14 protein-coding genes and 1 tRNA gene are annotated in these 13,228 nt (G+C 64.8%); 8 read left to right on the top strand and 7 right to left on the bottom strand.

Annotation, left to right across the window (positions count from 1 at the left end; translation table 11 throughout):
- The 3 genes from NQ204_RS12225 to NQ204_RS12235 all read left to right on the top strand — a co-directional run.
- A partial coding sequence (locus tag NQ204_RS12225) for a copper resistance system multicopper oxidase (protein WP_256643988.1) occupies positions 1 to 1,712 on the top strand: 1,712 nt, incomplete at its 5' end.
- Positions 1,709 to 2,653, top strand: coding sequence for a copper resistance protein B (locus tag NQ204_RS12230; protein ID WP_256643989.1), 945 nt, complete (start codon positions 1,709 to 1,711; stop codon positions 2,651 to 2,653). The genes NQ204_RS12225 and NQ204_RS12230, both read left to right, overlap by 4 nt.
- Before the next feature lie 68 nt (positions 2,654 to 2,721).
- Entirely contained in the window at positions 2,722 to 3,234 is a 513-nt protein-coding gene (locus NQ204_RS12235; protein WP_116864733.1) for a GNAT family N-acetyltransferase, read from the top strand.
- 46 nt (positions 3,235 to 3,280) lie between these two features.
- Here NQ204_RS12235 and NQ204_RS12240 read toward each other — a convergent pair whose 3' ends face one another.
- Positions 3,281 to 3,592 (bottom strand): TFIIB-type zinc ribbon-containing protein, encoded by a 312-nt coding sequence (locus tag NQ204_RS12240; protein ID WP_200751281.1) that lies wholly within the window; start codon positions 3,590 to 3,592, stop codon positions 3,281 to 3,283.
- Between the two features lie 147 nt (positions 3,593 to 3,739).
- Between NQ204_RS12240 and NQ204_RS12245 the strand changes: the two genes are divergently transcribed.
- Together NQ204_RS12245 and NQ204_RS12250 are read left to right on the top strand one after the other, a co-directional pair.
- The gene (locus NQ204_RS12245; protein WP_256643990.1) at positions 3,740 to 4,510 is read left to right on the top strand and encodes a CPBP family glutamic-type intramembrane protease; all 771 of its coding nucleotides are present in this window, start codon (positions 3,740 to 3,742) and stop codon (positions 4,508 to 4,510) included.
- A gap of 83 nt (positions 4,511 to 4,593) precedes the next feature.
- Positions 4,594 to 5,016 (top strand): response regulator, encoded by a 423-nt coding sequence (locus NQ204_RS12250; protein WP_256643991.1) that lies wholly within the window; start codon positions 4,594 to 4,596, stop codon positions 5,014 to 5,016.
- Positions 5,017 to 5,286: 270 nt separating this feature from the next.
- Here NQ204_RS12250 and NQ204_RS12255 read toward each other — a convergent pair whose 3' ends face one another.
- Complete coding sequence (locus NQ204_RS12255) at positions 5,287 to 6,138, bottom strand: alpha/beta hydrolase (RefSeq protein ID WP_256643992.1); 852 nt, start codon at positions 6,136 to 6,138, stop codon at positions 5,287 to 5,289.
- Between the two features lie 1,266 nt (positions 6,139 to 7,404).
- Here NQ204_RS12255 and NQ204_RS12260 point away from each other — a divergent pair.
- The 3 genes from NQ204_RS12260 to NQ204_RS12270 all read left to right on the top strand — a co-directional run bounded on the left by NQ204_RS12260 (position 7,405) and on the right by NQ204_RS12270 (position 9,854).
- Positions 7,405 to 8,622 carry a chymotrypsin family serine protease gene (locus NQ204_RS12260; protein WP_116864729.1) on the top strand — a complete coding sequence of 406 codons (1,218 nt, stop codon included), beginning with the start codon at positions 7,405 to 7,407 and terminating at the stop codon, positions 8,620 to 8,622.
- A 372-nt stretch (positions 8,623 to 8,994) separates the two neighbouring features.
- A complete protein-coding gene (locus NQ204_RS12265; protein WP_116864728.1) occupies positions 8,995 to 9,246 on the top strand; it encodes a hypothetical protein in 252 nt (83 codons plus the stop codon).
- On the top strand, positions 9,246 to 9,854 hold the full coding sequence (locus tag NQ204_RS12270) for a 2OG-Fe(II) oxygenase (protein WP_256644017.1): 609 nt from the start codon (positions 9,246 to 9,248) through the stop codon (positions 9,852 to 9,854). The genes NQ204_RS12265 and NQ204_RS12270 overlap by 1 nt, the downstream gene beginning before the upstream one ends.
- A 94-nt stretch (positions 9,855 to 9,948) precedes the next feature.
- Here the strand turns inward: NQ204_RS12270 and NQ204_RS12275 are convergent.
- The 5 genes from NQ204_RS12275 to pal form a co-directional block, all read right to left on the bottom strand.
- Positions 9,949 to 10,024: transfer RNA gene (locus NQ204_RS12275), tRNA-Lys, on the bottom strand.
- A 292-nt stretch (positions 10,025 to 10,316) separates the two neighbouring features.
- Positions 10,317 to 10,982 (bottom strand): 7-cyano-7-deazaguanine synthase QueC, encoded by a 666-nt coding sequence (gene queC, locus NQ204_RS12280; RefSeq protein WP_108769721.1) that lies wholly within the window; start codon positions 10,980 to 10,982, stop codon positions 10,317 to 10,319.
- A gap of 78 nt (positions 10,983 to 11,060) precedes the next feature.
- The gene (gene queE, locus NQ204_RS12285; RefSeq protein WP_108760530.1) at positions 11,061 to 11,762 is read right to left on the bottom strand and encodes a 7-carboxy-7-deazaguanine synthase QueE; all 702 of its coding nucleotides are present in this window, start codon (positions 11,760 to 11,762) and stop codon (positions 11,061 to 11,063) included.
- Between the two features lie 111 nt (positions 11,763 to 11,873).
- Entirely contained in the window at positions 11,874 to 12,692 is an 819-nt protein-coding gene (ybgF, locus tag NQ204_RS12290) for a tol-pal system protein YbgF (protein WP_256643993.1), read from the bottom strand.
- Between the two features lie 3 nt (positions 12,693 to 12,695).
- Positions 12,696 to 13,211: a peptidoglycan-associated lipoprotein Pal gene (gene pal, locus NQ204_RS12295; protein ID WP_116864725.1), complete on the bottom strand. Its 516-nt coding sequence runs from the start codon at positions 13,209 to 13,211 to the stop codon at positions 12,696 to 12,698.
- Positions 13,212 to 13,228 lie beyond the last annotated feature (17 nt).

Here is a 13,228-nt window from a genome sequence, read left to right on the forward strand (position 1 = left end):
CGCTCGCCGCGGCCAGCGCCGCCCCGCGCCTGGCCGGCGCCCCCGCCGTGCTCACCGATACCCGCGTCGAGCTGGCCATCGGCGAGTCGCTGGCCAACTTCACCGGCCGCACCCGCCCGGCAATCACCGTCAACGGCTCGCTGCCCGCGCCCATCCTGCGCTGGCGCGAAGGCCAGACCGTGGACCTGTTCGTGCGCAACACGCTCGATCGCCACCCCACTTCCATTCATTGGCACGGCATCCTGCTGCCGGCCAACATGGACGGCGTGCCTGGCCTCAGCTTCAACGGCATCGGCCCCGGCGAGACCTACCACTACCACTTCCAGCTGAAGCAGTCGGGCACCTACTGGTACCACAGCCATTCGATGTTCCAGGAGCAGGCCGGCCTGTACGGCGCACTCATCATCGACCCTGCCGAACCGGCGCCGTACCACCACGACCGCGAGCATGTGATCCTGCTCTCGGACTGGACCGACATGGACCCGGGCGCGCTGTTCCGGCGCATGAAGAAGCTCGCCGAGCACGACAACTACTACATGCGCACCCTGCCCGACTTCGTGCGCGACGTGCGCCGCGATGGCTGGTCGGCCGCCCTGGCCGACCGCGGCATGTGGGGCCGGATGCGGATGACGCCCACCGACATCTCCGACGTCAACGCCCACACCTACACCTACCTGATGAACGGCACGGCGCCGGCCGGCAACTGGACCGGCTTGTTCCGCAGCGGCGAGAAGGTGTTGCTGCGCTTCATCAACGGCGCCTCGATGACCTACTTCGACGTGCGCATTCCCGGCCTGAAGATGACCGTGGTCGCCGCCGACGGCCAGTACATCCATCCGGTCAGCATCGATGAGTTCCGCATCGCCCCGGCCGAGACTTACGACGTGCTGGTGGAACCGACCGGCCAGGATGCCTTCACCCTCTTCTGCCAGGACATGGGCCGCACCGGCTTCGCCGCCGGCACCCTCGCCGTGCGCCACGGTCTGCAGGCCCCGGTTCCGCAGCGCGACCCGCGCCCGCTGCTGACGATGTCAGACATGGGCCATGACATGGCCCATGTCTCAGGTATGTCGGGCCACGACATGGGCGGCCACGGTGGCCACGACATGGCCGCGATGAAGAGCATGGAAGGCGGCTGCGGCGGCAGCATGGGCCATGGTGCCCACGGTAATGCCAGCGCCAGCAAGGCACCAAAGCATCCGGCCAGCGAACGCAACAACCCGCTGGTGGACATGCAGAGCTCGGCCAGCGAACCGAAGCTGGATGACCCCGGCATCGGCCTGCGCGACAACGGCCGCCAGGTGCTGACCTACGGCGCCATGCACAGCCTGTTCGAAGACCCCGATGGCCGCGAGCCCAGTCGCGAGATCGAGCTGCACCTGACCGGGCACATGGAGAAATTCGCCTGGTCGTTCGACGGCATTCCTTTCGCCAGCGCCGAACCGCTGCGGCTGAACTACGGCGAGCGCATGCGCATCGTGCTGGTCAACGACACGATGATGCAGCACCCGATCCATCTGCACGGCGTGTGGAGCGACGTGGAAAACGCACAGGGCGAATTCCAGGTGCGCAAGCACACCGTGGACATGCCGCCGGGCACCCGCCGCAGCTACCGCGTGCGCGCCGATGCGCTCGGCCGCTGGGCTTACCACTGCCATCTGCTGTACCACATGGAAGCGGGGATGATGCGCGAAGTGAGGATCGAAGAATGAGCCGTCACCTCTCCTGCAGCCTGCTGGCCCTGGGCCTGGCCACTGCCCTGCCCACGTTCGCGCAGTCGCATGACGCGCATGCCGGCCATGACATCGCCGCGCCCGCAAAGGCGCCGGTCGAGCATTCGAAAATGGACCATTCCAAAATGGATCATTCGAAGATGGACCACGGCGCGATGGATCACTCGCAGATGGACCATTCGACGATGGGACACGACATGACCGCGCCGAGTGAACCGCGCGAACCGATCCCGGTGCCCACCGACGCCGACCGCGCCGCCGCCTTCCCGCCCATCGACCACGGCGCCATGCAGCACGCGCCGGAGATCAACAGCCTGCTGCTGATCGATCGCCTGGAACACTGGGACGGCCGGAACGGGAATGGCCAGGCCTGGGAAGCCACCGGCTGGATCGGCGGCAACATCCACCGCCTGTGGCTGCGCAGCGATGGCGAGCGCAGTGGCAGCCGCACCGAGTCTTCGTCGCTGGAAGCGCTGTACGGCCGCAGCGTATCGCCGTGGTGGGACGTGCTGGTCGGCGTGCGCCAGGATTTCCGCCCCGCCGATTCGCGCACCTGGGCCGCCCTCAGCATCCAGGGCCTGGCACCGTACAAGTTTGAAAGCTCGGCTACGCTCTACTTGGGCTCCGGCGGGCAGGTGCTGGCCAAGGCCGAAGTGGAGTACGAGGTGCTGCTGACCAATCGGCTGATCCTGCAGCCGGTGGTGGAGGCCACGCTGGCAGTCAAGGACGAACCGGAATACGGCGTCGGCCGCGGCCTTGACAAGGTCGAGACCGGCCTGCGCCTGCGCTACGAGTTCAGCCGACGCTTCGCGCCGTACATCGGCATCAGCCACGAGCGCAGTTTCGGTGATGCGGCCGACGCTGCCGGTGACCACGCACGCGATACGCGCTGGGTAGCCGGTGTGCGTATGTGGTTCTGAAGCACGGCAGGGCCCCGGCGATCGCCGGGGCCCGCTACACTGCGCCGCGTTCCATTCCGTACACCGCCATGTCCCTGCAGATCCGCCGCGCCACCCTGGCCGATGCCGAAGCGCTTTCGGCCATCGCCATTGCCACCTATACCGAAACCTGGGGCGACTCGTATCCGCCGCAGGAGCTGGGCGTGTTCCTGCAGGAGCACTACGGCATCGTGCCACAGCGCGAGGAACTGTCCGACGAGCGCAGCGCGGTCTGGCTGCTGCTGGATGACGAGGCGGTGGTGGGTTACCTGGCAGCCGGTGCCAACACCCTGCCGCATGCCGAGGCACGCGAGGGCGACATCGAACTGAAGCGGCTGTACATCCTGGCTGCTCACCAGAACGGCGGGCATGGCGCACGACTGATGGACACGTTCATCGCCTGGCTGGACCAGCCACAGCGCCGCATCCTGTGGGTGGGCGTGTGGGAGGAGAACTTCGCCGCGCAGCGCTTCTATGCGCGCTACGGTTGTGAAAAAGCCGGCGAGTACGATTTCATCGTGGGCAGCACGCGCGACCGCGAGTTCATCCTGCGCCGGCCGTAGAGTCGAGCAACAGCCAGTCGAGCGTGGCTCGACTCTACAAACAGCGTTAGAAATCGAACAGCTCCGACAGGAAGCTTTCCTTCTTCTTTTTCTTGTAGCCTTGGCCGTACTGCCCACGGTGTTCATCCTGGCGCTGGCCAAGATGGCGGGTATCGCGGTGCATCACCGGCGGCGGTGCCACCTGCGGTGCGGCCTGCACCGGTGCCGGCGGCGGCACGGCAGCCCCGGCGCGTTCGATGATCTTGTCCAGTTCACCGCGGTCCAGCCACACGCCGCGGCAGCCCGGGCAGTAGTCGATCTCGATGCCATGGCGCTCAGCCATCTGCAGGGTCTGGGTGGTACACACGGGGCACTGCATGGGCGTCGCTCCTGTTGGTCAGACTTCGACTGTACCTATGCATCGATGACTGTCCGGCAACATGACCGATGGCACAGGGACTAACGGGGCGTGCCCGCGCACGGCCGGCCGCACACACTGCGGCTTCATCCCGCACGGACCGCGCGCATGCCCCGGACGTCCCGCCTGCCTACCGCCGCCCGCGTGCTGCTCGTGCTGCTCGGCATCGGCCTCGGCCTGAACCTGCGTGACCTCAGCGCCGCCATGGGCCTGCCCATCCCGGCGTTGCCAATGCCCTATGGCGGCAGCCTGCTCGATAACGCCTTGGCCGTACTGGTGGCGGTACTGCTCGCCGTCCTGCTGCGCCCCCGCGGCGTGGGTCTGGCCGCCAGCCTCGGCCTGCGCTGGAACGGCGCCAGCGGGCCGGCCTGGGTGCTGCTGGCCAGCCTGCCGTGCTGGCTGGGCCTGGCGATGCTCGGCACGCCGAACACCGCGTTGACCGCGTTGGACGCCAGCATGCTGGCCGTCCTGTTCCCGCTGGCCGAGGAAGTGCTGTTTCGTGGCCTCGGCTTCGTGCTGCTGGTGAAGATCGTGCGCGGCCCCTGGCCCCTGCTGGCGCTGCCGCAGGCGCTGCTTTTCGGCATGGTGCACTGGCTCGGCTTCGGCGGCTTCGAGGGCGGCGGCATGGCCCTGTTCGTCGGCATGGTCATCGCCCTGGGCGGGTTCATCTTCGCCTGGCTCGACCATCTGGACGGTGACACCCTGTGGTGCGGCCTGGCCCTGCACGTGTCGATGAACCTGGCCTGGAACGTGTTCAGCCTCGATGACGCGGTCGCCTTGGGCTGGCAGGCCACCAGCCTGCGCATCGGCACAGCCCTACTCGCCGTTGTCGTTTTAGGCGTGCATGTGCGCCGAAAGCGTGCTGTAACGCCGCTTTAGCCCACCCTGCACGCGGGTATCACCTAAAGGTCAAGCATACTTGCGCGCCATTTCTGCCCCCCGCTGTCCGGAGTTGTCGCGTCATGTTGCTGTCCAAGCGCCACGTTGAACCCCGCGTCCTGCTGATCGAGGACGCCGAGGAAACCCGCGAGCTGAGCCGCATGGCGCTGGAGAGCCAGGCCTGCCAGGTGGTGGGCGTGAGCTCGGCCGAGGCCGCGCTGGGCCTGCTCGCCGCCGGTGAGCGCTTCGACCTGCTGTTCACCGACGTCAACCTGGGCCTGGTCAGCGGCATCGAGGCCGCCAACCACGTGCGTGGCCTGTACCCACAGCTGCCGATCCTGGTCACCTCGGGCATGGACCAGCACGCCGTACTGCCGCAGCTGCGTGATGGCATCCACTTCCTGCCCAAGCCGTACAACATGAGCGAGCTGCTGGATGCCATCCGGTTGTGCTTCCGCCACGCCGATGCCGGCGTGTTGACCGGCCCGGACGCGCAGGCGGCCTGAAGCAGTCATCCACGCATGGCGTGGATCTACTGATCCCGGTTCACGTCGGCGTGGGTGCAACCGGCCATCACCCGCCTGAATCGCGCCACTCTCGGATTGAAGCAGTAGATCCACGCCATGCGTGGGTGGCCCCTACTGTCGCTCGACCGTGCAGGGCACCTGATCAGACCACCCGGCCCACCTGCAGCTTGCGACCACAGCGCTGCGACATCACCGCATTCCATCCACGTCCGTGCTTCATCCGCATTTCTCGTGTGGCCATCGGCGCTATCAAGGCTGGGCCGGCGGGTGCGCCGGGAACAGCGTACGCAGCGCCTGCAGCGCCGCCGGGTGGTAGACCGTGCCGTGGGTTTCCTGCGGGAACGGCTGATAGCCGGCCAGTACCGACGGCGAAGTTCCCTGCAGCAAAACGCTCAGTTGCTGCGTGGTCCGCGCCAGCTCCGGCTGCCCGCTGCTGGCCAGGAATACGCGCGGCTTGGCCTTGGCCACCGCCGGCAGCAGCTTCGGCGCCGTGGCCAACAGCGCGCCCTTGTTCCACCACAGGCTCGGGTCCAGCGCGATGTAGCTGTTGAACAGCGTCGGTTCCTGCAGCAGGGTTTCGACCACGAACAGACCCGCCAGCGATTCGCCGATCAGCGCGCGCTCGTCGGTGGTCGGGTAGCGCTGTCGCACCTCAGGCATCAGTTCGTCACGCAGGAAGGTGCGGTAGGCGGCCGAACCACCAATGCGCGGTGCGATTTTCTGGTCCTCCGGGACGCTGCTGGGGCCGGTCATGTCGCGGCGGCGCTCGGTGTTCTCGATGCCTACCAGCAGGAACGGACGCATGCTGTCGTTGCCGCTCAGTACCTGCACCAGGCCGGCCACGTGCAGGAAATCCTCGCCGATGCCACCGTCGGGCATGTACAGCACCGGCAGCGGCGTCTCCGGGTCCAGGCCCCAAGGCTGCGGGCGGTACACGTTGATGCGGCGGGTTTCGCCCAGCACCTTCGACTCGATGGTGAAGGTCTCGCCGATCACCAGCGGCCGGGCGGGTGCGGCCTGCGTGTTCGGCGCCGGTTCGGCCGCCATCAACGGTGGGGCGGAGACGGCGGACAACAGCAGCGACAGAACGATCAAGCGCATGGAGCGACCCATCCTGGGAAAGAAGCCGAGCATAGCGCCCTGCTCGGGCCAATAGCGCTGTGCAATGCTACCCTGCCCTCTTCACTACAGTGAGTTGGAACATGGGTGGATTCAGCATCTGGCATTGGCTCATCATTCTGGCGGTCATCCTGATCCCGCTCGGCATCGTGGCCGCGATCGTCGCAATTGCCCGCAGGAAGTAGATCCACGCCATGCGTGGATGAACGACCGCGCCATGACGTCCGTTGACCCGTGCCCCGCGTACATGACCTGACTGGCGCGATCACTTCTGTAGAGCCGAGCCCACGCTCGGCTGCTCTTGCGCGAGTGGGCGGCCCAAGCACAGCCCTCCTCGAACCTGTTGCATACGCACAGAAAATCAGGCCTCAAGGCCGCCCGCCCAGCTACCATGCAAAGAAAAAGTGAAGCCAGCTTTACAAGCGCCGCCTCACAACAGATGGCCCACGCAGTGCAGTTCGCGACATTTCCCGACGCAATTCACCAGGCACTGAAGCAGATGCGTCGCATGTTGTCGTTTGCGGCGTCAGACATGCCTGCGACACTCTCTCTGCGCGCGTGGACTTCTCAGGTCCTTCGGAAAACTCCGATTGCATTCCAGGCGCGGGCGTAACCAACATGCCGCGCCACCGACAACGGGTGGCACCGGGCCTGCAAGCCCGTAGTGACATTCACGCTGTTGTTTACGCTCGCCCGTCGGCACCGTTCTGAAATGGTGCCGACGGGCGATCCGTCGGACTTTATGGCGGGCGATGCGTGGGGGTTTTCGGGCCCGCCGGTTAACTGCTTACTTTCATCCCGGCTTGCAACCACGCATCGCCAGTCACCATCCTGCGCGGTGGCACGCCCACTCCGCAGCCGAGGAAGCCGCGATGACCGACCGTCCGCCCTACGCTTCATACACGCCAGCGCTAACGATGACAATGACCACCCTACGCCCGAACTGAGCACTTTTCTGGGCTGCCTCATGTGCCGGGATCTGGGGCCGGAATAGGCGCTGCTCTTAAAAAAATCGGCCGATACTCGCCAGCCCGTCTGCATCCGTACTGCACAGCGATCGTCTGCGCGGCAACACCAGCCCAACTGTCCGATGGTGCTGTCCAACTTGTACAGACGAAGAATGTCGCTGGCCTCGTCGCGGGGAATGAGAACCGCGACACAATTTCGCGAGAGGCGCCCGCATATCCTCGATATTCTTTCAAGAAACTCACTGGCCTGATTTCAACCCATCCTTACAAGGAAGTTAAGATGAAATGGAAATCCCTCGCGTCCGTTGCAGTGCTCGTCGTCTCGGGCAACCTCTCTGCGCAGATACCTCCTGCCGAATCGGATGCCGAAAAGGAAATGGAGACACTTGTTCATGCCTACACTGCAAAGCATCCTGAAGTCTCGGTGGACGCGGCGATTACCCGCCTGGCAGTCCAGGGAGAACTCAATCAGGCTTTCGAGAGTCTCAGCGCCGAGTTCACCGACCGCCTGTCAGCAATATCATTGAGGCATGCACCCGATCAGCACATCCTGGTGGAGCTGACCGGAAATAGCCCGGTGCCCGATCGGTTGATCGGGACAGACAGCGGGACCACGCGCGTCACCTTCGAAACAGGCAACGTTCATACCGAGCAGGAGTTCTACCAGATACTCGAACGCCATACGCCACTGATCTACAGCCTTATCCCAGGGGTCAGCGGCATCTCCGGCTTCCCAGGCGACAACCGCGTCGTGATACTGATTGAGGGAGACGCTGCGCTTGCCGATAGTCTGAGGACGAACGTACGCAAGCTTGAGCGCGTCACAGGCTTCCAGATCAGTCTTGAGGCGGACAATCCCAGATCCCGGAATGCCGCGTACGTAGTAGGCGGCGCGGTGCTTCAAAGCAACAATTCCTACTGCACGAGCGGTTTTCCGGTGAAGCACACCGCTACCGGGCGAAGGGGCATCACCACAGCCGGTCATTGTCCCAACGACTTCATCTACGGAAACTACGCCACTGGAGCGGGCAAGTACACGCTACCACTCACCTACGTCGATGGCATCGAAGATGCCAGTCACGATGTGCAATGGCATACGGTTGGCTCCCACACGACATTGAAGGAGGTCTATGGCACCTCCACATCCGACTACAGCAGGCGGTCGATCATGTACATGTGGACCAACGCAAAGGTCGGCCAGGAAATGTGCTTCCGTGGAGTAAGAAGCGGCTACAGTTGTGGCGAGGTGGTGGATATCAAGCACAATCCCGGAATCGCTTGCGGCCCCGGCGAGAACCTTCCTTGTGCCAATGCCTGGATACGAATCACAGGCAATCAACTGGCATGCGGAGAAGGTGACAGTGGTGCGGCCATCTTCCAGGGAAGCAATGGGTACGGAATCGTGTCCAAGGCCAACTCCACCACCCCGCTGAAGGGCGACTGCAAGGGAGTTACCGCAATGCCATGGGGGGCGATGTCGGTGCTCGGTCTCGAATAGGGCTGACATCCCCCGTCAGCGCTCGATCGCGGATTCCCGGCAGAGGATTGCATCAGTGCGGGGATCCATCGTCCGCCATTCGCCTTGCAAGGGCGACCACCGTCCCGCGCCGAAGTGTTCATTCTTAGGTCTCATTGTTCCTGCAAAAAGATCGGTGCGCGTGGGCCTTGCACGTCTTTTGCAACACGGCAATGAATTCCCGGCGCAGGCGCACCAACCTTCACGCCACCGGCAATGGGTGGCACTGCGCGTGCAGGCCTGCTGAGACAGGTCGCATTTTGTCTGCGCTCACCCGTAGGCACGGTCCCCGGACCGCGTCGGCGGGTGAGCTGCCGGTCTTTATGGTAGGCAGTACGTGCCTGCCGACAGGCCATGGCCCGCGTAGAACGCGCAGCCATCGGCATGCTCACCGTGGCGCAAATGCTGCGCGCCGCCGAACGCTGCCGGCTGATGGCCAGACCCGAGCGTCATCTGGAGGAAGGCGTGGTCGGTGGCCTGTTCATGGCCTGCCGTGGGCCGGCCGAACTGGTGCGCAGGAAGTGCGGCCGGAATAACTGCATCGTCATCGAGTACCGGCCCAATTCTTACGGACACTCTCAAAACTTACAGGTATCGAAGACCTGATATACGACCCATGGTATCTAGGCGGCGGGACACACGAATCGCGAAACGGCACCAGTCTTGACCCGCACATCGATGCGAACTATCACCCAGTGGAACCGTGGCATCGCCGCCTTAACGTCGTGCTCTATCTAAACAGACATTGGGAAGATGAGTGGGGCGGTTGCTTGGAACTGTTCCATGATCCCCAGTCACTGTCGACCGCTGATCGACACGTAACGCCGGCCTTCAACCGCTGTGCAATCTTTGAGACGTCGGAGCGTTCATGGCACGGTTTCAGCCAGATCCGCCTTCCACCAGCGAAAGCACATCTCACCCGGCGCTCCATCGCGCTCTTTTTCTACACTTTAGAAAGGCCCGCCGTTGAAACCATCGACCGGCATACCGTGCACTATGTGAAGCGACCACTACCCGTCCACTTCACATCAGGTCACGTCCTCAGCGCCTCTGACGTCGCATGCATCCACGACGCGATATCGCAACGGGACGCGCACATCCGCCTGCTCTATGACCAAAATGCGGCACTTCGTAATGCTCAGGATTCCGGTACGGGAGGCGCACTTCTTTACTGGGCGAAACGAGCGTACCTTCGCCTACGCTTGAGACGGTAAGCCCTGCATATCCAGCAGGTACGCACCATGCCCGTCTACGACGGCACCAAGGCATGAAAAAGGCGCCCGTGAGGCGCCTTGGTCATCGCTGCATTGGTGGGCCGTGATGGATTCGAACCATCGACCAAAAGATTAAAAGTCTTCTGCTCTACCGACTGAGCTAACGGCCCGTGCATGCCCTGCCTTTCGGCGGGGTCGGCATTTTAACCTACTTTGATGGCTGGGTGGGAGATCAGAAGCGTGCGAACCAACGGTTCGCACCTACCAGGGCAGGTTGGTAGCAATGGGCCATGCCCGGCGAAGAGCGTGCGAACCAACGGTTCGCACCTACCAGGGCAGGTCGGTAGCGCCGGGCCATGCCCGGCGAAGAGCATGCGAACCAGCGGTTCGCACCCACCGGGGGCTGGTTCGGATGCCGGCCAGCGGCCGGCACTACCGAATGCCGGCCAGCGGCCCGCATCATTACGCGTACAGCGTCGGGTCGGCTACGCCGGCATCGGCGAAGCCCTGCGCGCGCAGGCGGCAGGCATCGCAGTGGCCGCAGGCGGCGCCGTTGGCGTCGGCGTTGTAGCAGGAGACGGTCAGGCCGAAATCCACGCCCAGGCGCACGCCTTCGCTGACGATCTGCGCCTTGCTCAGGAACTGCAGCGGCGCGTGCACGGTGATGCCCGCCCCTTCCACGCCCGACTTGGTGGCCAGGTTGGCCAGCGCCTGGAAGGCGGCGATGAATTCGGGGCGGCAATCCGGGTAGCCCGAATAGTCCACCGCGTTGACGCCGCAGAAGATGTCGTTGGCACCGAGCACTTCGGCCCAGCCCAGCGCCAGCGACAGCATGATGGTGTTGCGCGCCGGCACGTAGGTGACCGGGATGCCCTCGCCACCCGCTTCGGGCACGTCGATGTCATCAGTCAGGGCCGAGCCGCCGATGCTGCGCAGGTCGACGTCCACGGTCTTGTGGGCGATGACGCCCTGGGCCTTGGCCACGCGCACGGCGGCGTCCAGCTCAGAGGTGTGGCGCTGGCCATAACGCACGCTCAGGGCATGCACGGCGAAGCCCTGTTCCTGGGCCATGGCGATGACGGCGGCTGAATCCATGCCGCCGGAGAGAAGCACGACTGCCTTCTTCATGGGCAAAACATCCGGTTGGGAGGGGAAAGCCAGCACGCTGTCCCGCGCCGGAACTACATCAGGGCACCACGCCCGGGCTCATCGGCCCGGCTCGTCGTTCCACAGAATCTTGTGCAGCTGCATCTGGAAGCGCACCGGCAGCCGGTCTTCGACGATCCAGTCGGCCAGCTGGCGCGCGGTGATCTCACCCTTGCTGGGCGAGAAAAACACGGTGCAGCGCTTCACCAGGTCGTGCTCGGCGAGCATACCCTTGGCCCAGTCGTAATCTTCGCGGCTGCAGATGACGAACTTGATCTGGTCGCGGGCGGTCAGCAGCGGCAGGTTTTCCAGACGGTTGCGCGCGGCTTCGGCCGAGCCCGGGGTCTTGATGTCCACGACGCGCGACACGCGCGGGTCGACCGCGCTGACGTCCAGCGCGCCGGAGGTTTCCAGCGAGACGTCCATGCCGGCATCGCAGAGCTTCTGCAGCAGCACCAGGCAGCGCTTCTGCGCCAGCGGCTCGCCGCCGGTCACGCAGACATGGCGCACGCCTTGGGCCAGCACCTCGGCCACGATGTCGTCGATATCCCACCAAGTGCCGCCGTGGAAGGCGTAGGCCGTGTCGCAGTAGTTGCAGCGCAGCGGGCAGCCGGTCAGGCGCACGAACACGGTCGGCCAGCCGGCGGTATCGGCTTCACCCTGCAGCGAGGTGAAGATCTCGGTGATCTTCAGCCGGGGCAGCGGCGACTGCACGATTTCGCTGGGGGTAGCGACGGCGGCGGACGGGGAAACGGCGGTCATGGCGGGGACTTCTTCATGGGGCGGGCGGCCGGATCAGCAGGCGCCGGAAACGAAAGCAGCCGAGCATGGGCTCGGCTCTACAGGTTACGTATTGTACGCCGGGTCAGCGGATCAGCGGATCTGCTTGCCCAGGCGGATCGACTGCAGGCGGTCCTGCGCGGTGCGCGCGGCGTCCGAGCCCGGGTACTGCACCACGACGGTTTCCAGGATCTGCTGGGCCTGGTCGACCTTGCCTTCGCCATACAGCGAGAGGCCAACCTTGAGCAGGCCGCCGGAGGCCTTGTCGTGGGTGGGATAACGCGAGATCAGTTCGCGGAACTGGGTCTCGGCCATCGGGAAATTGCGGGTGGCGTAGTAGCTCTCACCCAGCCAGTACAGCGCATTGGGGGTGTAGACGCCGTTCGGGTACAGCTCGAGGAAGCTCAGGAACAGCTGCGCCGAATCGTCGTACTTGCCAGCCTTGAGGGCATCGAAGGCGACGTTGTACGAGGCGCGTTCGTCACCGGTCGCCGCCAGGCTGCCCGGGTCGCCGTGCACCGAAGGCGGCCGCTCGGAAGTGGCCGCTGCAGTGGGCTGCGCCGGGGCCGCAGGGGCCGTCGACGAGGTGGCCGGAACAGGCGGCAGGGCCGGCGCTGCATTGCCCCCTTCCAACCGGTTCAGGCGGCTGTCCAGATCCAGGTACTGGTCCTGGGCGGACTGCTTGAGCTGGGCGTTTTCGTGCTGGATCTGCTCGAGGGTCGACTGCAGGCTGGTGACCTGCTGCCGCAGCTGATTGATCTGGTTCAACAGGTCCTGGTTGGCACTGTTGTTGTACATCTGCTGCTCGAGGGAACCGACACGGTCGGCCAGGCTCTGCCGCTGTGCGTGCGCCGGTGCGGCAGCCACGAGGGCTGCCGCAACGACCAGCATCAGTTTGATGCCAATGCGCATGGATTACTGCGCGGTGTAGACGATTTCGACGCGACGGTTCTGCGACCAGCAGGACTCGTTCGACTCGGTGCAGACCGGACGCTCTTCACCGTAGGACACGACGGTCAGCTGCGAAGCCGAGCCACCGTTGGCCTGCAGGGCCGAGTTGACGCCGTTGCCACGACGCTCGCCCAGGGCCTGGTTGTACGCGCGCGAACCGCGCTCGTCGGTGTGGCCCTGCAGGGTGATGCGCGAGGACGGACGGTCACGCAGGTACTTGGCGTGGCACGCCATGATGGCCTGGAATTCCGGCTTCACGTCTTCCTTGTCCAGGTCGAAGTAGACAACGCGCTGGCGCAGGCAAGCGTCGGTGTCCAGGTCACCCGGGCCGTACAGGCCGGAGGTGGCCGGAGCGGTCGGGGCGGTGGTCGAACCGGTGTCGACCGGGGCTGCCGGCTCTTCCTTCACCTTCTTCGAGCAACCGGCCAGGACGGCCACAGACAGCAGGGAAACAAGCAGAACGCGGGTGGACTTGTTCATGGCAATACCTTTGTGGC

The organism is Stenotrophomonas testudinis, assembly GCF_024499815.1.
Classification (GTDB): domain Bacteria; phylum Pseudomonadota; class Gammaproteobacteria; order Xanthomonadales; family Xanthomonadaceae; genus Stenotrophomonas.

Bases quoted from the DNA above. Each gene is read 5' to 3' on its own strand.
- pal (WP_116864725.1), bottom strand. From the start codon at position 13,211: ATGAACAAGTCCACCCGCGTTCTGCTTGTTTCCCTGCTGTCTGTGGCC.
- NQ204_RS12265 (WP_116864728.1), top strand. From the start codon at position 8,995: ATGGCCCGCGTAGAACGCGCAGCCATCGGCATGCTCACCGTGGCGCAA.
- NQ204_RS12235 (WP_116864733.1), top strand. From the start codon at position 2,722: ATGTCCCTGCAGATCCGCCGCGCCACCCTGGCCGATGCCGAAGCGCTT.
- NQ204_RS12255 (WP_256643992.1), bottom strand. From the start codon at position 6,138: ATGCGCTTGATCGTTCTGTCGCTGCTGTTGTCCGCCGTCTCCGCCCCA.
- NQ204_RS12230 (WP_256643989.1), top strand. From the start codon at position 1,709: ATGAGCCGTCACCTCTCCTGCAGCCTGCTGGCCCTGGGCCTGGCCACT.
- queE (WP_108760530.1), bottom strand. From the start codon at position 11,762: ATGACCGCCGTTTCCCCGTCCGCCGCCGTCGCTACCCCCAGCGAAATC.
- NQ204_RS12250 (WP_256643991.1), top strand. From the start codon at position 4,594: ATGTTGCTGTCCAAGCGCCACGTTGAACCCCGCGTCCTGCTGATCGAG.
- NQ204_RS12245 (WP_256643990.1), top strand. From the start codon at position 3,740: ATGCCCCGGACGTCCCGCCTGCCTACCGCCGCCCGCGTGCTGCTCGTG.
- ybgF (WP_256643993.1), bottom strand. From the start codon at position 12,692: ATGCGCATTGGCATCAAACTGATGCTGGTCGTTGCGGCAGCCCTCGTG.
- queC (WP_108769721.1), bottom strand. From the start codon at position 10,982: ATGAAGAAGGCAGTCGTGCTTCTCTCCGGCGGCATGGATTCAGCCGCC.
- NQ204_RS12260 (WP_116864729.1), top strand. From the start codon at position 7,405: ATGAAATGGAAATCCCTCGCGTCCGTTGCAGTGCTCGTCGTCTCGGGC.
- NQ204_RS12240 (WP_200751281.1), bottom strand. From the start codon at position 3,592: ATGCAGTGCCCCGTGTGTACCACCCAGACCCTGCAGATGGCTGAGCGC.